This is a genomic window from Nocardioides sp. Bht2 (assembly GCF_047308515.1).
GTDB lineage: Bacteria > Actinomycetota > Actinomycetes > Propionibacteriales > Nocardioidaceae > Nocardioides.
In genome coordinates, this window is the sequence record NZ_JBLBWI010000005.1 from 1 (window position 1) to 19701 (window position 19701).

Here is a 19701-nt window from a genome sequence, read left to right on the forward strand (position 1 = left end):
CGCCGATGGTACTGCAACCGAGAGGTTGTGGGAGAGTAGGACGCCGCCGGACAATTCTTCACAACGGGCCGACCCTTCTGGGTCGGCCCGTTGTTGTTTTGTCTGACCCTAGTGCGAGGGTAGGGCCATGGTTCGAGGTCACGCATGAGCGCCCCTACAGAGTTCGCGTTCGCTGCGCCGCGCCCTGTCGGGGCGCGGCCCGTCCTTGACGAGTTCCAGCAGCAGGTCGTCGACCATCCTGGTGGTCCGCTACTCGTGCTGGCCGGCCCCGGCACGGGAAAGACCACCACGCTGGTCGAGGCGATCGCGCACCGGATCGAGTCTGAGGGCGTCGACCCCGACTCGATCCTGGTCCTCACGTTCTCGCGGAAGGCTGCCCAGGAGCTCCGTGACCGGCTCAGCGCGCGCCTGGCCCGGACCACCGGCGCGGCGCTCTGTGCAACGTTCCACTCCTTCGCCTATGGGTTGATCCGGCAGTACCAGCCCGCCGAGCTCTTCGCGGAGCCGTTGCGACTGCTGACGGCCGCGGAGCAGGAGGTGGTGATCGCCGAGCTCCTCGCGGACACGCCTGAGGCCATCGCCTGGCCGGAGAATCTTCGTCTCGCCCGCGAGACCCGCGGATTCGCGCGCGAGGTTGGCGACCTCATCTCGCGCGCCCGCGAGAAGGGACTCGACGGTCTGCAGCTCGCGGAGCTCGGTGACGCCGAGGGTGTCGGTGCCTTCAGCGCTGGTGGTCGTTTCCTCGAGCAGTATCTCGAGATTCTGGACGCCGATGGCGCTATCGACTACTCCGATCTGCTGCGCCGTGCCACTCTCGTGGCCAGCCATCATCAGATTGAGCTCCGGAGCCGGTACCGCTACGTCTTCGTCGACGAATACCAGGACACCGACCCCGGACAGGTCGAGTTGTTGCAGACGCTGGCCGGTCAGGGTGGCAACCTGACGGCGGTAGGTGATCCGCATCAGTCCATCTATGCCTTCCGCGGTGCCGAGCTGCGCGGCATCCTCGATTTCCCTGACGAATTCCGGACCCTGACTGGTGAGCCGGCTGCCGTGGTGTCTCTGCGGCAGACGCGACGCTTCGGTTCGCGGCTGTTGCGCGCATCGCGGCGGCTTGCCGACAGGCTGAGCCTGGCCGGCAGCATTCCGGCCGCAGCCCGTGACGCCTTCCTGAACCCGATCGCAGCGGGTTCCGGCGGCCCCGGCAGAGTCGAGGCGTTCACCTTCGAGACCGAGCGGTCCGAAGCCGAGCATCTGGCCGACCTGCTCCGGCGCGCCCACCTCGAGGACGGTATCGGGTGGTCGGAGATGGCGATCCTGGTCCGGTCGGGTAGCGCCTCCATCCCACCGCTTCGGCGGGCGTTGGCCGGGCACGGCGTGCCGGTCGAGGTCGCCGCGGACGACACCCCACTGGTACGTGACCCTGCTGTGCGTCCACTGCTCAGCGCTCTGGACGCCGCGCTCCATCTGGACGTCACGGATCCCGAGTCTGTCGGCTACGTCGATGCGCAGCGCTTCGAGGCGTTGTTGGCGAGCCCGTTGAGTGGTCTCGACGTCTCTGATCTCCGTACCCTCTCCCGCACGCTGCGGAGCCGGGAGAAGGAGCAGGCCGCCGAACAGGGGCGCGCGGCGCGCTCCTCGCCCGAGTTGTTGCGGGCGTGTCTGGCGGAGCCGGACCTCCTCGATGGGGTGGGTCACCCGGCGGTGCAGCGCGTCCAGCACCTGGTGGCTCTCCTGCACCGGATCGCCGCTGCCGACCAGGGCCGTGCCAGCGCGCACGATCTGCTGTGGCAGCTCTGGGAAGGCACGAGCTGGCCGGAGCGGCTTCGCTATCAAGCGACCCAAGGGGGACCAGCGGCGCGGATGGCGCACCGCGACCTCGACGCGATCTGTGCGCTCTTCGAGACCGCCCAGACGATGGAGAGCAAGCGCAGCTACACCTCGGCCACCAACTTCCTCCGTACCCTCGGCGGGCAGCAGATCCCGGCGGACACGCTTGCGGAGCACGGCGTCCGCGGTGACGCGGTCCGGCTGTTGACCGCACACCGTTCCAAGGGGCTCGAGTGGCGGCTCGTCGTTGTCGCGCATGTCCAGGAAGGGGGCTGGCCCGATCTGCGGCGTCGCAGCGCCCTCCTCCACGCCGACCGGATCGGTCGCCAAGGCCTGGTGCCTGAGGTGACCACTCGTGATCTGATCGCCGAGGAGCGCCGACTCTTCTATGTGGCCTGTACCCGGGCACGGGACCGCTTGGTGGTGACGGCGGTCCAGTCGCCTGACGACGAGGGCGATCAGCCGTCGCGGTTCATCAGCGAGCTGACTGACGACGTCCGGCACCTCAGTGGCCGTCCGCGGCGCCCGCTCTCTCTGGCAGGCCTGGTAGCGGAGCTTCGCCGTACCGTCTCCGATCCCTCCTCTCCGGCTGCGCTCCGAGCCGCTGCAGCCCGGCGGCTGGCCGACCTTGCCGGCCGCTCTCAGGGGCGCCAGCAGCTGGCTCCGTCGGCTGATCCGGCGAATTGGTGGGGCACGCGGGCCCTCAGCTCGCCGTCCGAGCCGCTCCGCCCGGCAGGGGAGCCGGTGGTCCTGTCAGCGAGTGCGGTCAGCGCACTGCTGCAGTGCCCGGCCCGCTGGTTCTGGGAACGGGAGGCCGGTGGCGCTGCTGCGGCATCCTCGTCGCAAGGGTTCGGTCTCGTCGTCCACACCATTGCTGAACGGATCGGGCGTGGCGAGCTCACCGCTGATCCGGGCCAGGTCGACCAACTCATGGAGGTTGTCGACTCGGTCTGGGGGCAGATGCAGTTCCGCACGCCCTGGACAGCGGAGCGGGAGCGCGCCGAGGTGCGTGCCGCACTCGCCCGGTTCGTGGGCTGGCACTCGGCACCGGGCGCCCGGACCCTGGTCGCCACCGAGCAGGAACTCCGGGTGCAGGTCAGCCTCCCTGACGGCGAGCGGGTCAGCATCGTCGGCTTCGTCGACCGGCTCGAGATCGACGACCAGGGCCAGTTGGTGATCGTCGACCTCAAGACCGGCAAGTACAAGCCGACCGCGGAGGAGGTGCGCCAGCATCCGCAGCTCGCGCTCTACCAGTACGCAGCCGGCGAGGGTGGATTCGACCGCCCGGTCGCGGCCGGCGGGCACGCGGCCGAGGGAGTCGGCGGAGCCGAACTGGTGCATCTTCGTCTGGAGACCCGCGGCAAGCTGGCCGTCCAACGCCAGGAGCCCGCACTCGCCGACGACAACGGTGTGGTGCCCGTCGAACACCAGTTGATGGGAGCAGCCAGCGCGATCCGCGACGAGGTCTTCCCGGCCGTCAAGGGCAGCCACTGCGACGTCTGTACCTTTCATGCGATCTGTCCGGCACAACGTTCAGGGACGGTGTTGTCATGACCATCTCCAACCCCGCCGAGCTCCGCGAGGTGATGCAGGCGGAGTTCACCGTCAGCGACCAGCAGTGGCAGGCGATCAGCGCCCCGCTGGCCCCCGCCGTGGTGATAGCCGGCGCCGGTTCCGGCAAGACGGCGGTGATGGCGGCCCGGGTGGTCTACCTGGTGGTCAACCGCCTGGTCACTCCGGACCAGGTGCTCGGCCTGACCTTCACCACCAAGGCGGCCAGCGAGCTGTCCCAGCGGATCCGGGGCGCGCTCGAGAACGCCGGGGTGATGACTGCCATCGGTGCCGGACCAGCCGCCGACGACGCGGAGCTGGTCGAGCCGACCGTGGCCACCTACAACGCCTACGCCGCCTCGCTGCTCACCGACCACGGCCTGCTGATCGGGCATGAACCGGACACACGTGTGATGGCGGACGCATCGCGCTATCAACTGGCGGTCCGAGCGATCCAGCGTCACACCAAGCCGGTCCATGTGCTCAGCGACCACCCGGAGACGGTGGTCGCCAACATCCTGGCGTTGGAAGGCGCGATGAGCGAGCACCTGGTCGAGCTCTCCGAGCTCCGGGCGTTGCAGGCTCGCGAGCATGTCCAGTTCAGCGCCGCTTTGGCCGATGCCAAGGCGAAGGCCGACATCGAGAAGGCACTGCATGCGCTGCGTCGTCGCGACGACCTGATCGAGCTGGTGCTGAGCTATCGGCGGCTCAAGAGCGAACTCGGGCTGATGGACTTCTCCGACCAGATCGCGCTGGCAGCACGGTTGGCGGTCAGTCAACCCGAGGTGGGGCGCAGCGAGCGCGAGAAGTTCCGGATCGTGCTCCTCGACGAGTATCAGGACACGTCCGTCGCGCAGGCGATGATGCTCAGTCGGCTCTTCTCCGGGCCGGACGGCGAGGACGGCCGTGGCCATGCCGTGACGGCGGTGGGTGACCCGAACCAGGCCATCTACGGCTGGCGGGGCGCCTCGGTCTCCAACATCCTCGGCTTCGGCCACGATTTCCCGACCGCGGACGGCGACCCCGAGGTGCCGGTCTATCCGCTGACGGTGAACCGGCGATCCGACCGACGCATTCTTGAGGTCGCCAACCGGTTGGCGGCCCCGTTGCTGCGCCAGTTCGGCCAGGTCCGGCCGCTGGAGTCGCCGGCCGGCTCCCCGGAAGGAACAGTCCGGGTCGCCGTACACCCCACCTACGCCGACGAGCTGCAGTGGCTGGCGGAGCAGGTCCACGCGGCGCATCGGGTACTCGCCGCCGACCATCCTGCTCCGTGGCGAGAGATCGGTGTGCTGGTCCGCGACAACTCGCACGCTGCCGACGTCTTCGACGCGCTCTCGGCGGCCGAGATCCCGGTCGAGATCGTCGGCCTCTCCGGGCTGCTCCGGCTGCCCGAGGTCGCCGAGGTCGTGGCCACGCTGACGTTGCTCCACGATCTGACCGCCAACGACGCCCTGCTGACCCTGCTCACCGGTCCGCGGTGGGCGATCGGGCCGCGCGACCTGGCGCTGCTCGGCAAGCGTGCCAGGGAGATCGCCGGCGAGACCGCCCCGCGGCAGGGGGCGCAGAGCCTCGCCGAACAGTTGGACGAAGCGGTCAGCGGAGCCGACCCGAGCGAGGTCCGCTCGCTCTGCGACGCGCTCGACGACCCGGGGGAGCTGGCCTATTCGGATGCGGCTCGGGAGCGCTTCCGCCTGCTCTCGGATGAGCTACGGCGGCTGCGGTCGCACGCCGGCGAGCCGTTGCTGGACCTGGTCCGGCGGATCATCGACGTCACCGGAATCGACGTCGAGCTGGCCTCCTCGGTGAGCCCGGCGGCCGAGGCCCGCCGCGACAATCTCGACCTCTTCGTCAAGGCGGTCGCGGACTTCCGTGCCATCGACGGCGAGGTCAGTCTGACGGCGTTGCTCGCCTACCTGGAGGCTGAGGACGAGCTCGGCAACGGACTCGACGTCGCCACCCCCACCGAGGCGAACTCGGTGAAGCTGCTGACCGTGCACCGGGCCAAGGGGCTGGAGTGGGACGTCGCGTTCTGCGTCGGCGTCTGTGAGGAGAAGTTCCCCAACACCCGGAGCCGGAGCCTGTGGACCACAGCGCCGGCCGTACTCCCGACCCCGCTACGCGGCGATGCCCGGGACCTGCCCGTCCTGCGGGGGCACACCAAGGACGATCTTGTCGCCCTGCGCGACGAGTCCCGGGCCCATGAGAGCGCGGAGGAGCTCCGCTTGGGCTACGTCGCCTTCACCCGGGCACGGCACGAGCTGGTGGTCTCCTCCTACCTGTGGACCGAGGGGCGGAAGAAGCCGCTCGGGCCGTCGCCGTTCCAGCGTCAGGTCGCCGACCTGATGGGGGAATGGGGGGAGAAGCCTGAGAGCTGGCTGGAACGCCCAGAGGCGGACGAGGTCAACCCGCTGCAGTCGCTGAGCACCGCCGTCCCGTGGCCGGTCACCGAACACACCGCCGAGGCGCTGCGGCGGCTGGAGGCGGCGGAGTTGGTCCGTCAGGCGCAACAGGACCCGGGCTCCCTGCCGAGCGACGACGAGCTCGACATGGTCGAGGCCGCGCAGGTGATGGAGTGGGACACCGAGCTGGAGCAGTTGCTCCGCGAGGCGCAGCAGGAGAGCGCCGACCGGATCGAGGTACCGCTGCCCTCCAGCCTCTCGGCGACCGCGCTCACCCGTCTCCGCGACGACCCGACCGGCTTGGCGCGCGACCTGGCTCGACCGATGCCGCGGCCGCCGTCGCACGCCGCCTCCTTCGGTACCCGCTTCCACGCCTGGATCGAGACCAGGGTCGGCCAACAGGACCTCCTGGAGCCCGGCGACCTGCCCGGTCAGGGCGACGTCGGGATCGATGACGACGCCGACCTGGCCACGGTGATCGCAGCGTTCGAGGAAGGGCCCTTCGCGGACCGCGCGCCCACCGTGGTGGAGCAGCCGTTCGCGATGGTCCTGGCCGGTCAGGTGATCCGGGGCCGTGTCGATGCCGTCTACCCCGATGGCGACGGGTGGCTGGTTGTCGACTGGAAGACCAGCCGCCGTGAGGATGCCGACCCGTTGCAATTGGCGATCTACCGCGTCGCCTGGGCTGAGCTGATGGGCGTCGAGCCGAGCAGGGTCAGGGGAGCGTTCCACTACGTGCGCTCCGGACGCACGGTGATCCACGACGAGTTGCCCGGGCGCGCGGAGCTGGAGCAGCTGATCCTGGCAGCGCCCGGGAAGCGCGGAGCAGCGGAAGGAGCGGAGCCGCGGTGACGACCGGGCCGGCCGGTGGGGCGGGTCGGTAGCCTTCGACTGTGACCTCTGAGTTGATGCCCCTTGACCTTCCTGAAGCCGACTGGAGTTCCTGGTTGGCCGAGCGCACCGACGGTGCCCTGCAACGGGCCGCAGCGTTGCGCGACGAGTTGGCGGAGAGCACACCCGAGCAGGCGTTGGAGCTCTGGAACCGGGTCAACACCGAGCTGGCCGGCGTCTTCGCCGTCGCCTCGTTGCTGGCCCAGGTGCACCCGGAGCCGGCGTTGCGGGAGCAGGCCGAGGCGATCGAGGTGGCGGCGAACAAGTTCCGGTCCGAACTGATGCTGGACGCGCGCGCCCAAGCGGCCCTGGCTGCGGTCGATCCGGCGACCCCTGACGCCGGAGGCCGCCGTGTGCTGGCCCACGCTCTCCGTGACTTCCGGCGAGCCGGCGTCGACCGGGACGAGGCGACCCGGGAGCGGCTCCGCGAATTGGACGAGAAGCTGGTCGAACTGGGCCAGAGGTTCTCCCGGGGCATCCGGGAGGGCACCCGGACGATCGAGGTTCCGGAGTCGGCGGTGGCGGGCCTCCCCGCGGACTGGATCAGCGCGCATCCGGCCACGGACGGCAAGGTCGCGGTCAGCACCGAGTATCCGGACACGGTGCCGTTCCTCTCCTTCGCCCACGACGCCGACGCGCGGCGGGCGGTGACCGAGTCGTTCCTCAACGTGGGGTGGCCCGAGAACGACGCCGTGCTCGGCGAACTTCTGCAGGTTCGTCACGAGTATGCGCAGCTGCTGGGGTACGCCGACTGGCCCGCCTACGACGCCGAGGTCAAGATGATCGGCAGCGGTCCGGCGATCGGCGACTTCATCAACGACATCGCCGAGGCCGCCACGGTCGCCGGGGAACGAGACCTGGCCACCCTGTTGGCGCGGGCGCGCCGTGACGAGCCGGAACTGGCCGCGATCGACGTCTCGAACTGGCGGTACTGGACCGAGGTGGTGCGGCGCGAGGGGTTCGACGTCGACGCCCAACAGGTGCGCACCTACTTCGACTTCACCAAGGTCCGCCGGGGGCTTCTCGAGGTCACCGGTCGGCTCTTCGGTCTCACCTGGTCGCCGATCGAGGGCGCCACCACCTGGCACCCGGAGGTGACGGGTTACGACGTCCACCTCGGGTCCGAGTACCTGGGCCGGATCTACCTGGATCTGCATCCGCGCGACGGCAAGTACAACCACGCCGCACAGTTCGTCCTGGTGCCGGGGCTCGCCGGGGTCCAGCTCGCCGAAGGCGTGCTGGTCTGCAACTTCCCGCGCGGCCTCATGGAGCACGATGACGTGGTGACGCTCTTCCACGAGTTCGGGCACCTGATCCACCACATGCTCGCCGGGCGCCATGAGTGGATCGAGTTCTCCGGCGTCGCAACCGAGTGGGACTTCGTGGAGGCGCCGAGCCAGATGCTGGAGGAGTGGGCCTGGGACGCCGAGGTACTGGCGAGTTTCGCCACCGACGCCGACGGCACCCCGATTCCGGCAGACCTGGTGGCCCGGATGCGCGCCGCCGAGGGGTTCGGTAAGGGGTTCCTGGCTCGGACCCAGACCTTCTATGCCGCCGTTTCGTACCTCTTCCACCGCGAGCGGCCCGAAGATCTGACCGCTCGGCTGGCCGAGCTCTATGACGCCTATAGCCTGATCAAGCCGGTGCCGGGTACCCACTTCCATGCCGGGTTCGGGCACCTCGAGGGGTACAGCTCCGCGTACTACACCTACAAGTGGAGCCTGGTGATCGCGAAGGACCTCTTCTCCGCCTTCGATCCTGCGGACCTCTTCGCCCCCGAGGTGGCTCACCGCTACCGCGACCTGGTGCTGACCCCGGGCGGTAGCCGGGACGCCGCCGACCTGGTCACCGAGTTCCTCGGCCGGCCTTACACGAGCGGTGCGTTCCAGGCCTGGCTGGAGACCCCTGCGGAGCCCGTCCGATGAGCCGCTCGCTGCCGCACGTCGCGCTTTCGGCGCACCCGCACGACCGGCACGGCCTGCATCGCACCGACGACAGCTGGTTGGACCGGGTCTGGGCGGACGCCGCGACCCGGGTCCTCGTCGTTGCCGGTACCCGGGTCCGTCCCGTCGACGGCGCCCTGCGCTGGGTCGCACCCAGTGAGGCGCCGTCCGGCGTCCGGCTGCTGCTCGGCGAACGCGACGGCGTCACCTACTTCGCCCTCCTCGCTGCGCCGCCGGCCGACGAGGAGCGTGCTGAGTGGCTGCCGCTACGTGGCGTGTTGGGCCTGGTCCAGGAGAGCGACGCCGGCCCCCTGGTCCTGCATGCGATCGGACTCGCCGAGTGGCATTGGGCGACGCGGTTCTGCCCCCGTTGCGGGGGAGCATTGGAGTCCCGCCAGGAGGGGCACGTGCTCGCCTGCACGGCCTGCGGCAAGGAACAGTTCCCACGGACAGACGCCGCGGTGATCATGGTGGTCACCGACGGTGAACCGGGCACCGAGAGCGAGCGATGCCTGCTGGGGCGGAGCCCGCAGTGGCCCGAAGGCAGGTTCTCCACCCTGGCCGGCTTCGTGGAGCCGGGGGAGACCATCGAGGACGCCGTTCGCCGCGAGGTCTTCGAGGAGACCGGCGTCAAAGTCGGTGAGGTGACCTACTTCGACAGCCAGCCGTGGCCGCTGCCGGCCAGTCTGATGCTCGGCTTCACCGGGCGGGCGATCAGCACCGAGATCGACGTCGACGAGTCAGAGATCGCCGAAGCGCGGTGGTACACCCGCGCTCAGATGCGGGCGGAGGCGGAGGCGGGCACGCTGATGTTGCCCTCCGGTGTCTCGATCTCGCGTTCGCTGATCGAGACCTGGTACGGGGAGCCGCTGCCCGGCCAGTGGTGAGGCCGGGCAGTCTCGGCACCGGTTCGCTCAGACGAGGCTGGCGAGCTTCTCCTTGACGGCGGCCAGGCTCGGGTTGGTCTGCGCGGTGCCGTCGGAGTAGACCAGGGTCGGCACCGTCTGGTTGCCGTTGTTGGCCTGCTCGACGATCAGCGCTGCCTCGGGCACCTGCTCGATGTCGACCACCTCGTAGCTGATCCCCTCGCGGTCCATCTGCGACTTCAGTCGGTGGCAGTAGCCACACCAGGGGGTCGAGTACATGGTCACGGCGGCGGTCATCGGTGCCTCTTTCAGTCATCGCGCGACCCGTTGGTCGGGTCGTGTTGCGCTGATGACAACGCTAACCGGCGCCGCCAGATTCCCGAGGACCAGCGTGGTCAGTCGGGGGTCTCGACAGGCCCGACCTCCGGGGTGAGCGGTCAGCGACGGACCTTCTTGGCCGCGCTGGTCGCGGTGACGGTCGGCCAGCCGGTGCGTTTGGCGACGACGCGGACGGTGATCGCCTTGCCACGGTCCTTGGCGCGGAGCTTGTAGGTCCAGCTCGGCCCGGCGCTGATCGCCTTGCCGTTGCGGTACCAGAGCGCGGTGTAGGCGTACCGGTAGCCGGACCAGGAACCCTTGCCGGCGCGGAGCTTCCGGCCCACCTTCGGGGTGCCGCTGAGCTTCGGCTCGGCGGTGTTGATCGCGGGGATCCGGCGGGCCGTCGAGACTCCGTCGACGCTCTGATAGCCCGGGGTGCTGAAGCTCGCCCGCACCGTGACCGAGCGGCCGGCGTCGGCGGTACTGAGGCGATAGCCGGCAGTGGTAGCTCCGGGGATCGCGACGCCGTCGCGGAGCCACTGGTAGCCGACCGACGAGGCGGGCGTCGTCGCGCCGGTGGTGGCGCTGAGGGTTCCCGAGACCCGGACGGTGCCGGTGACCAGAGGCGCGGTGACCGCGCCGAGGGTGCCGGGGGAGACAGTTCCGAGCTCACTCTGCACCGAGGCGCCGACCAGGTTCGGGCCGGAACCGGTGACGAGCAGAATGAGTTGCTCCCCGGCCAGTTCGGCGCTGGGGGTGAAGCTCGGGGCGGTGGCGAGCAGGTTCGCCGCTCCGACCGATCCGCGGTACCACTGGGTGCTGACCGAGGCGCTGTTCGGCACCCATCCCGCGCTGCCGCTGATCAGCTCGACGCCGACGGCAGGCTGGGCGGCGGGCGTGATCGAGGAGGTGGCGACCACCGGTTGGTCGTTGAGCGGCACCAAAGTGCCCGAGTAGGAGCCGGCGACGTTGCTGAGCTGGACGAAGGTGTTCCGCCCCGCGCCCCACACCTCGCCCGATGACTGGCGGACGGTGAAGGTGGATTCGCTGCCGCCGAGCTCGACGGCGGCATCGGTCGCCGTGGTGGCGATCACGGTGAAGCTGGGGTTGGTGTCGGCGTAGCCCGACGGTTGCCGCCCGGCGACCTGGACGGTGCCGCTGGAGATGGCGATGGTGCAGTCACAGGTGCTGCCGGCGAGCGCCGTCCAAGTTCCGGGCGCGGCCACCGGGGTCGCGCTCGAACTGTCGCCCGGCCCGTCGCCGAACTGGCCGACGGCGTCGCTGCCGATGGAGTAGATGGTTCCCGAGAGGCTGAGCCAGGCGGTGTGGTTGGCACCGGCGATCGCGGTGCTGACGTCGGCAGTGGCGTCCAGCCGGTTCCAGACCCCGGCGGTGCCGTTCCCGATCCGGGCGTCAACGTTCGTGCTCAGTCCGTAGAGCCGGTGCGTGGCGGTGATGACCAGCACCAGGTTGGTGCCGACCACGACCTGGGCAGGCTTGCCGGAGCCGGCCGGGAGTTGGATCCCGAACGGCTGGAGCGCGGCGACCGTCGGGCCGCCCGGCAGCGGCGAGACGCCGGTGTAGAAGAGCGTGCCGTCCTGGCCGATCGCGTAGGTGGTCGGTGAGGGCCCCACGGTGGAGGTGCCGACATCCACCACCGTCTGTGGGGTCACCCCGGCCGCCCAGCTGAAGACGCCGAGCGCTGACCGGTCCCCTGCTCCGGTCAGCTGCCCGGCGTCGTTCTTCCCGGTGCCGTACACCTGGCCGTCGTTGCCGAGCACGACGGTGGTGTTGTCCCCGACATCGATCTTGGTGGCGGTGATGCCGGCTGGCAGCGGTGCCGGGACCGGTTCCAGCGCCGCACCCGAGGTGGCGCCGTCGCCGAGGGCGCCGTTCGACTGGCTGCCGCGTGCCCAGACCTTGCCGTTCGCGTCGAGGAAGGCGGCGTGGGTGAAGTCGACGTCGGTGGTCTGCGGTGCGACCCGGGGCACGGTGACGTCGATCGCCTGTGCGGGCGGCAGCGCGGCGGTCAACCCGAGGACCAGGACCGAGGCAGCGGGCAGGACCAGGCGCGACGCGTTCATGGGAACACGATCTGCCACCGCACCGGTGGCGCGGGTGGTCTCCGCGGTGGTTACTCCGCATCCCTACCGCGGGAACGCGAGTGCTGGAAAGGTCCCGAGGAACCCCTGTGCGCGGACTACTCTCGGACCATGGCTGGACCCGACGCGGCGCTCGCTCGCCTGATGTTGGAGCGCAGCGCCCGGGCCGTGCAGGTCACCGATGCGGCCTCCCCGGCCTGGGGGCACACCGTCACCGCGCTCGGCCACTTCTGGGTGGGTGACTTCCCGGCCTGTGCGGAGTTCGCCGAATGTGCGCGGGCCGTGGCTCGTGAACCGGTCGAGACGGTGCTGGCGATCGGCGCTATGGGGCTCGCCGAGGCGGGGGAGCGAGACGCCTGGGGCCGTGCCGACTGGGCGACGGGGTTGCAGCTGATCGCGGACCATGCCGACCAGGGCAGGCGCTGGGCATTCGCCCGGTATCTGCTGGCCGAGGCGGCGTTGGACAGCGCCCGTCTCGACGTCGCGGCCGCGGTGCTGACCGGGGGCGACTGGCACATCCCGTGGGTAGGTCACCCCTTCGAGGTGATGCAGCGAGCCACGCAGGTCCGGGTCGCGGCGTTCAACGGCCGGATCGACGAGGCGTTGACCCGCCTGGACGGCGTGGAGATGGCGGCGGCCCAGCACGGCGTCGCAGACGTGGTCGGGGCACTCAGGGTGCTTTTGACCGGCAACGCGGACCGTCCCGAGGAGACCCAGGACCAGATCGATGCGTTGATCGCGAGCGGCACCGAGCCGGCAGACTTCCTGGGCCGAGGCGTCTACCTGTTGGCCTCCTACGGCGCGGTCTCGCTCGGCGACATCGGGCAAGCGGCGGCGCTCTTCCTCCGGGCCGGTGACGCCGCCGGCCTGGACCGGTTGCCGATCATCGACCGGGCGATCGGGTTGGAGTTGCTCACCAACGCCGCGCTCGCCGCCGGTGACCTCGACGCCGCCCGCTCCTGGCACGAGGCGTCGATCCCGTTGCACGACCACCCGATCGGAGGTCCGCCCTGCGACCGGTTGCGGAGTCGGTTGGCGCTCGCCGAGGGAGAGCCGCAGGCAGCGATCCTGCACGCGGAGCGGGCGGTCTCGGCGGCCCGTGAGCAGGGCCGGGCGATCGAGGTCGCCGAGGGCACGATCGTGTTGGCACGTGCCAGGATCGCTGCCCAAGAGGTGGCCGAGGCCTCGCGGGAGCTGCGTCGGACGGTGGCGGAGTCCGACCTGACCGGGCACTTCGCGATGCGGCGCTCCGCGCGTCAGGTGTTACGGACGGCGGGCCGTCGCCTCCCGCCGATGAGCTCCGGTGGGTGGGCGGTGTTGTCGGAGCGGGAACGCGAGATCGCGGACCTGGTCCTGGCCGGCCACGAGCATGTGGCGATCGCGCGGGGGCTGGTGCTGTCGCCGGCCACCGTCCGGGTCCACCTCTCGCGCGTGCTGTGTGCCTTCGGGGTGAGTAGCCGGATCGGGCTGCTGGCCGCGCTCGGCCCGCGCGGGGGTTCGGACTGGACACCGCCGCAGCCGCTCACCCCGCGCCAGGCAGCGGTGGTCGAGCGGGTGGCCAGGGGCCACGACAACGCCGAGATCGCGGCCACCCTTGAGATCAGCGTCAAGGCGGTGGAGAAGCACGTCGGGGACGCGCTGCGCCGCTGGGAGGCGGCGAGCCGGTTCGATCTGGCCCGGCTCTGGCTGCTTCAGTACCGGTCCTGAGCGGGGAAGGGAGCCGGGCTGTGCGTGCTGTCGGGGGTGGGATCTAGGCTGGCGGGACCGCAACCGTTGCTAGTGCCTGAGGTGAAGAAGAACCGATGAGAGACCTGCTCGCGGCATTGGATCCTGAGCAGCGAGCCGTCGCCGAGACGCTGCGCGGTCCGGTCCGGGTGCTGGCTGGTGCCGGCACCGGTAAGACCCGTGCGATCACTCATCGGATCGCGCACGGCGTGGCCACCGGGGTCTACGCCCCGACGGAGGTCCTGGCGGTCACCTTCACCGCCCGCGCGGCTGGTGAGATGCGGACCCGGCTCCGTGAGCTCGGCGCTCCTGGGGTCCAGGCCCGCACCTTCCACTCGGCGGCGCTGCGTCAGCTGCGTTGGTTCTGGCCCAAGATCCACAACGCCGAGCTCCCGACGTTGACCGAGTCCAAGCTGCCGATCGTGGCGATCGCGGCCCGTCGTAACCGGGTTCAGGCCGACCAGGGCATCCTGCGCGACCTCGCCTCCGAGATCGAGTGGGCGAAGGTCAGCAACATCCGCCCGGAGCAGTACGCCGAGTTGGCACCGTCTCGAGGTCGTGAGGTGAACGGCGTCGACCCGGACACCACCGCCCGGGTTCTGGCCGGCTACGAGGAGGTCAAGCGCGGCCAGGGCCGGATGGACATGGAGGACGTCCTGCTGCTCACCGCCGCGATGCTCGACGGCGACGAGCGGGTGGCGGCCGAGGTGCGTCGGCAGTATCGGTTCTTCACCGTCGATGAGTATCAGGACGTCTCGCCGCTCCAGGCGGCGCTGCTCGACCTCTGGCTCGGCGGGCGTGACGAGATCTGTGTGGTCGGTGACCCGGCTCAGACCATCTACAGCTTCGCCGGAGCCGACGCCGACTACCTGCGTGAGTTCCCGCGTAAGTACGCCGGCACGACGTCGATCGAGCTGGTCCGTAACTACCGCTCCACCCCGGAAGTGGTCTCGGCCGCCAACCAGTTGCTCGACGGCACCGTCTCGCGCGGCGTCAATCTGATCGCGCAACGGCCGACCGGACCGACGGTCGCCTGGCGCGAGCATGACGACGAGGTCGAGGAGGCCGAGGCGACAGCGGCCGAGATCCTGCGACTCCGCGACTCCGGCACTCCGTTGAGCCAGATCGCCGTGCTGTTCCGGATCAACGCCCAGTCCGAGGCCTACGAGGACGCCCTCTCCGCCCGCCAGATCGCCTATGTGGTCCGAGGCGCGGCCAGGTTCTTCGACCGTCCCGAGGTGCGTCAGGCGATCACGCTGATCCGTGGCGCGGCCCGGAGCGGCGTGGAGAGCGACGTCGTCGAGGCGGTGCGTGGCACCCTCTCCGGGATGGGGTGGAGCGCGGAGCCGCCGACCTCACGTGGGGCGACCCGGGACCGGTGGGAGTCGCTGCAGGCGTTGCTCTCCCAGGCCGAGGCGTGGGCCGGTACGGGGGCTGATTTCGGAAGTTTCGTCGACGATCTCGACCGACGTGCGGCCGAACAGCATGCGCCGGTGGCGGAGGGGGTCACCCTGGCCACCTTGCACACTGCCAAGGGACTGGAGTGGGACGCGGTCTTCGTGACCGGGGCCCAGGAGGGCTCGATGCCGATCAGCTTCGCCACCACCCCGGCAGAGGTGGAGGAGGAGCGTCGGCTGCTCTACGTCGGGATCACCCGTGCCCGGGAGAACCTGGTGGTCTCCTGGAGCCTGGCCCGCAACCCCGGTGGCCGCCGGAGCCGGAAGCCGTCACGCTTCCTCGACGGGCTGCGCCCGGACTCCGGGTCGTCGGCACCCCAGCGCAAGCAGCGGATCAAGGCCGCGATGTGCCGCACCTGTGGTCAGCCACTGGCCAGTGCCGCGGAACGGAAGGTCGGCCGGTGCGCAGGGTGTCCGGCAGCCTACGACGAGGTGCTTTTCGACCGCCTCAAGGAATGGCGCCGTGAACGCGCCACCGATGACGGCGTTCCTGCCTACGTGGTCTTCACCGACAAGACGCTGGAAGCGATCGCCGAGGTGAAGCCCACCACGGAGGCGGCGCTGCTACGGATCAGCGGCGTCGGTGCGGCGAAGATCGAGCGTTACGGGACGGACGTTCTGTCGATCATCGGCTGAGCCGAAAGATTTCTCGAAAAAACTCGAAAAACAATTTGCTGCCCCTCAACCGGGCGCGATACGTTGCTTCAACCCGAACCCGCGCGCATCAGGTCTTGGCACGACCTGCGCCAGAACAGAGATAGGAGGTGGCACCCATGAGCACCATCAAGAACCTGTGGACGAACGAGCGTCTTGTCATGCCCATTTGCGCCGCTTCCTACGCGCGCACCACGCAGGCATCCGCTGTCGCCACCACGCAGGCTCCGGCTGGACGCGTTCGCGTTGCCGCAGCCCATGCAGCAGCCGGCGCCGATTTCGGCGCCACCCCGGGTACCCACCTCTGGAGACCACCGAGTCGTTGAGACCATCAACGCTGAGGCAGCCTCCAGGCCGCGGAACCCGAAACCCGGGATCCGCGGTCTTTTTGTTTCACCCGCCGCGATCACCACACCCGATCAGGTCACGAGGAGGTGACACACATGACCACCAGCGTTCTCCTGGAGCGTCCCGAGCCGACACTCGCCGACCTCCACCAAGCCGCTGACCGAGTCGACGAAGAACGGCTGCCTTGCCGGGGCAACGACCCTGAGCTCTTCTTCGCCGAGTCGCCCACCGACGTGGAGTCCGCTAAGGCCCTGTGCGAGGAGTGCCCAGTCCTCTCACTCTGTCTTGCCGGCGCCCTCGAGCGCCGCGAACCGTGGGGCGTCTGGGGAGGGCAACTCTTTCTGCAAGGAGTTGTGATTCCCCGCAAGCGTCCTCGCGGTCGGCCACGCAAGCACGCGGCTTGAGCGCAGTAGATCAACCCGAGAGAGCACGAACATGAAGACCTACCGAAACCGGAGCAATGAAATGGAACTAATGCATGAAGAACTGGCGCGCGCACAAATGTCCGCGCGCCTGGGAGAGGCGCAGCAGAGGCGCACTGTTCGCGAGGCCACCCTGGCCCGTCGAATGAGTAAGCGTGCCGAGCAGGCCGCGCAGCAAGCGCGTCTTGCCCTGGCCCGGCTGTAAGCCTCGCCGAGATTGCAGCACCACGCTCGGGGGTCGTCCGGATGGTCCGGCGGCCCCCGAGCCCGTACAGTGAAGAAGATGGCCCTGACCTGCAGTTTCTGTGGCACCAGTAGTGATCCCGCTGGTGCCGGCACTGACGCGGGCGCGGAGTCCACGCTGCCGCTCACCTGGTCGAGCGGGGTGGAGGGCGGCGTCGTCCGCTACTTCTGTGCGGACTGCACCCGCAAGAACCTGCGGGCGATGGAGGGAAAGCTCGACTCCGCCTGGTGGTAGCAGCTAGCCGGTGCCGACGGCTTGGTGCCAGCCGCAACCACAGCCGGGGTGGCGCTGCCAGGGCGTCGTCGGGAAGGTGAGCCCCGGATCCACCTCGACGGTGTGGTCCAGGGTGATCGGTACCTCGTCGGCTGACCAGGTGGTCAGCTCACGTACCGCCATCGCCACGCCGATCCCGACCAGGTCGTGTGCGATCGGTGCCGGAAGGGCAGTCGGGGTGGCTGCCGTGCTCCGCTGCTCGATGAGCAGGGGGAACGCGGGGTCCACGTCGGCCCGGTGGGCGTCGATGCAGCGCAGGCAGGTGCTTGCGCCGGGGACCACGAAGGGGCCGAGCCGGACCCGGGCACCGTCTGCTCCGACGAGCAGGTGGGGCAGGTCCTCCTGCATCCATGCATCGAGCTGGGGCCTAGGCACCGGCCCGGCACTGATCAGCAGGGCGACGTCGGCTGCGGACGATCCGTCGTCGGCGACAGCCAGTCCGGAGGCGGCCAGCAGTGTCCGCGTATGCCGAGCCCAGGTGGGCAGGCCGGGCGCGACCAGCCGGACCCGCAGAGTGGCCCGGTGCGCCGCCCGCGTGACGGCGTCAGGGTGCTCCAGGAGGGCTGCTGCGAGCTGTTCACGCTGCCAGGGCGTCTCGGTGGCGCCCAACTGCCGCAACACCGGCTCAGAGTCCACGACGAGGCCTCGGTCGAGCAGTGCGCAGAGCAGGCTGGCGGCCACGTGCGGTAGCTCGTTCAGCGGGCCGTTCGCGGCGCCGTCGCGGAGGCGGGCCAGGAGGGCGCGTACCGCGGGGAGGTCCGGGGCCGGCAACTGACGGTCTCCGACGCCGACCTGGAGGGTGTCATGGTCGCGGCGCAGGACCTGACAGCCGGGGACCAGGATCAGGTGGCGGGGGAGAGGGACAGGAGCGGCCATGCCTGGCACCTTGGCACAACCGGGTGCCGGCGTGCGTCCGTTCTCCACAGGCGTGATCGGCGGTGGTGCGCCGTTCGCGGCGGAAAATGAGACCGAGGGTAGGTCCTCTTCGGACCCACCCTCGGTTCTCGTTCGGTGTGAACCGCTCTCAGGCCTTGCCGAGGATGCGGTTCAGGTTGGTGCCACACTCGGGGCAGACGGCCTTGGCCATCCGGGTGCCCTTCTCGTTGACCTTGACCTCACCGGTGGCCTCGCGCTTGGCCTTGCACTTCACGCAGTAGAACTCACCGCTCCAGGTCTCCGCCATGACGGCCTCCTTCTTGTCTTTTTTGGTTCTCGGTCGTCGCGACGGGGGATTCGGGGAAGCCCGCCGGGGCTGGGCGTACAACCGCTCAGCCACCGAAACCCTACGGCACAGCGTGGCGCAGGCGTGTGCACCACCCCGCGCGGCGTTTTCGGCGTGGCGCAGGCGTGACCTGAGCGTGACCTGAGCGTGGGGGCCACTGAAATGAGAAGACGAGGCCCAGGTCGCATCACCAACACTTGCCTTCCCCTTGCGAGCGTGGTGACGCCGTGCGAACACGGGACGGCCGGGGCCTCGTCTGGCGCACACGCTAGGGCACGTCGAATCGGCGGTCAACGCGGGGGTCCACAGCCTGGGCGTCCCCATTGTGGAAAACTCTGTGGAGAACTTTCCTCCCGTTGTGGATATGGTGGCGTTTTTGTGGAGGAGTGAGAGGAGCGGCGTGGCTGAGAAGTCTGCGGACCAGCGACCTGTCACGTGGCATCCGGTGGCCGCTCTGCGGCGGATCGCCTTCCTCCTGGAACGAGGACGCGAGGACACCTACAAGGTGAAGGCCTTCCGCGCAGCCGCCGCCGCGATCCTGCCGCTCGGTGACGAGGAGATCCGCCAGCGCGCCACCGCCGGAACCCTGAGCGAGCTGACCGGGGTCGGTGCCTCCTCGGCCCGGGTGATCGAACAGGCAGTCGCCGGTGTGGTCCCTGATCGCCTTGCCACGTTGGAGAAACAGCACGAAGGGCCGCTCGTTCCTGGGGGACGAGCGCTCCGCGCAGCACTCCGTGGCGACCTGCATTCGCACTCCGACTGGTCGGACGGGGGATCGCCGATCGAAGAGATGGCGTTCACCGCACTCGAACTCGGCCACGAGTACCTGGTGCTGACCGACCACTCGCCGCGGCTCAAGGTGGCCCGGGGCCTCTCGGCTGAACGCCTGGCCCGCCAGCTCGGCGTGATCGATGCCGTCAACGAGCATTTCGACGGCAGCTTCCGGCTGCTCAAGGGGATCGAGGTCGACATCCTCGACGACGGTGCCCTGGACCAGAGCGACGAGATGCTGAGCCGCCTCGAACTACGGGTCGCCAGTGTGCACTCCAAACTGGCGATGGACCGCGAGGCGATGACGCGCCGGATGGTCGCCGCGGTGCGGGACCCTCGAAGCAACGTTCTCGGACACTGCACCGGACGGCTGGTCACCGGCAGCCGGGGGACCAGGGCGCAGTCAAGTTTCGACGCCGAGGCGGTCTTCACGGCGTGTCGCGAGGAGGGCGTGGCGGTCGAGATCAACTCCCGCCCGGAGCGCCGCGACCCGCCGACGGCACTGTTGGCGCTGGCTCGCGACCTCGGCTGTCTCTTCTCGATCGACAGTGACGCGCACGCTCCCGGACAGTTGGATTTCCTCGATCATGGGTGTGCGCGAGCCGAAGAAGCAGGGATCGAACCGGAACGGATCGTCAACACCTGGCCGATTGACCGCCTGCTGGCGTGGGCGAACCGATAGCGT

14 protein-coding genes are annotated in these 19701 nt (G+C 69.6%); 10 read left to right on the forward strand and 4 right to left on the reverse strand.

Translation table 11 applies throughout. The features are described from left to right. Nucleotides 1–144 precede the first annotated feature (144 nt). The 4 genes from ACLM5J_RS08865 to nudC are packed head-to-tail and all read left to right on the forward strand — an operon-like array spanning nt 145 to nt 9501. On the forward strand, nt 145–3384 hold the full coding sequence (locus ACLM5J_RS08865) for an ATP-dependent helicase (protein WP_413655977.1): 3240 nt from the start codon (nt 145–147) through the stop codon (nt 3382–3384). Continuing rightward, complete coding sequence (locus tag ACLM5J_RS08870) at nt 3381–6632, forward strand: UvrD-helicase domain-containing protein (protein ID WP_413655978.1); 3252 nt, start codon at nt 3381–3383, stop codon at nt 6630–6632. The genes ACLM5J_RS08865 and ACLM5J_RS08870 overlap by 4 nt, the downstream gene beginning before the upstream one ends. A 41-nt stretch (nt 6633–6673) precedes the next feature. Continuing rightward, on the forward strand, nt 6674–8596 hold the full coding sequence (locus ACLM5J_RS08875) for a M3 family metallopeptidase (RefSeq protein WP_413655979.1): 1923 nt from the start codon (nt 6674–6676) through the stop codon (nt 8594–8596). Beyond that, on the forward strand, nt 8593–9501 hold the full coding sequence (gene nudC, locus ACLM5J_RS08880) for an NAD(+) diphosphatase (RefSeq protein WP_413655980.1): 909 nt from the start codon (nt 8593–8595) through the stop codon (nt 9499–9501). The genes ACLM5J_RS08875 and nudC overlap by 4 nt, the downstream gene beginning before the upstream one ends. A gap of 27 nt (nt 9502–9528) precedes the next feature. Here the strand turns inward: nudC and ACLM5J_RS08885 are convergent, their stop codons facing one another. Both ACLM5J_RS08885 and ACLM5J_RS08890 read right to left on the reverse strand, forming a co-directional pair. Beyond that, entirely contained in the window at nt 9529–9777 is a 249-nt protein-coding gene (locus tag ACLM5J_RS08885) for a mycoredoxin (RefSeq protein WP_413655982.1), read from the reverse strand. A 140-nt stretch (nt 9778–9917) separates the two neighbouring features. Continuing rightward, nucleotides 9918–11882 (reverse strand): hypothetical protein, encoded by a 1965-nt coding sequence (locus ACLM5J_RS08890; protein ID WP_413655984.1) that lies wholly within the window; start codon nt 11880–11882, stop codon nt 9918–9920. 129 nt (nt 11883–12011) lie between these two features. Here ACLM5J_RS08890 and ACLM5J_RS08895 point away from each other — a divergent pair, with 129 nt between their 5' ends. The 5 genes from ACLM5J_RS08895 (at nt 12012) to ACLM5J_RS08915 (ending at nt 16984) form a co-directional block, all read left to right on the forward strand. Continuing rightward, a complete protein-coding gene (locus ACLM5J_RS08895) occupies nt 12012–13607 on the forward strand; it encodes a LuxR C-terminal-related transcriptional regulator (RefSeq protein WP_413655985.1) in 1596 nt (531 codons plus the stop codon). A 95-nt stretch (nt 13608–13702) separates the two neighbouring features. Next, nucleotides 13703–15718 (forward strand): ATP-dependent DNA helicase UvrD2, encoded by a 2016-nt coding sequence (locus ACLM5J_RS08900; protein ID WP_413655987.1) that lies wholly within the window; start codon nt 13703–13705, stop codon nt 15716–15718. 137 nt (nt 15719–15855) lie between these two features. Then, the gene (locus tag ACLM5J_RS08905) at nt 15856–16062 is read left to right on the forward strand and encodes a hypothetical protein (RefSeq protein WP_413655989.1); all 207 of its coding nucleotides are present in this window, start codon (nt 15856–15858) and stop codon (nt 16060–16062) included. 117 nt (nt 16063–16179) lie between these two features. Next, complete coding sequence (locus tag ACLM5J_RS08910; protein WP_413655991.1) at nt 16180–16488, forward strand: WhiB family transcriptional regulator; 309 nt, start codon at nt 16180–16182, stop codon at nt 16486–16488. Nucleotides 16489–16789: 301 nt separating this feature from the next. Next, complete coding sequence (locus tag ACLM5J_RS08915; protein ID WP_413655993.1) at nt 16790–16984, forward strand: hypothetical protein; 195 nt, start codon at nt 16790–16792, stop codon at nt 16982–16984. 3 nt (nt 16985–16987) lie between these two features. Here ACLM5J_RS08915 and ACLM5J_RS08920 read toward each other — a convergent pair whose 3' ends face one another. Together ACLM5J_RS08920 and ACLM5J_RS08925 are read right to left on the reverse strand one after the other, a co-directional pair. Next, complete coding sequence (locus ACLM5J_RS08920) at nt 16988–17899, reverse strand: hypothetical protein (protein WP_413655994.1); 912 nt, start codon at nt 17897–17899, stop codon at nt 16988–16990. 148 nt (nt 17900–18047) lie between these two features. Beyond that, nucleotides 18048–18206 (reverse strand): DUF5679 domain-containing protein, encoded by a 159-nt coding sequence (locus tag ACLM5J_RS08925; RefSeq protein ID WP_164483670.1) that lies wholly within the window; start codon nt 18204–18206, stop codon nt 18048–18050. Nucleotides 18207–18645: 439 nt separating this feature from the next. On the opposite strand from ACLM5J_RS08925, the gene ACLM5J_RS08930 reads away from it, so the two are divergent. Then, nucleotides 18646–19698: a PHP domain-containing protein gene (locus ACLM5J_RS08930; RefSeq protein WP_413655996.1), complete on the forward strand. Its 1053-nt coding sequence runs from the start codon at nt 18646–18648 to the stop codon at nt 19696–19698. The last annotated feature ends 3 nt before the right edge of the window (nt 19699–19701 follow it).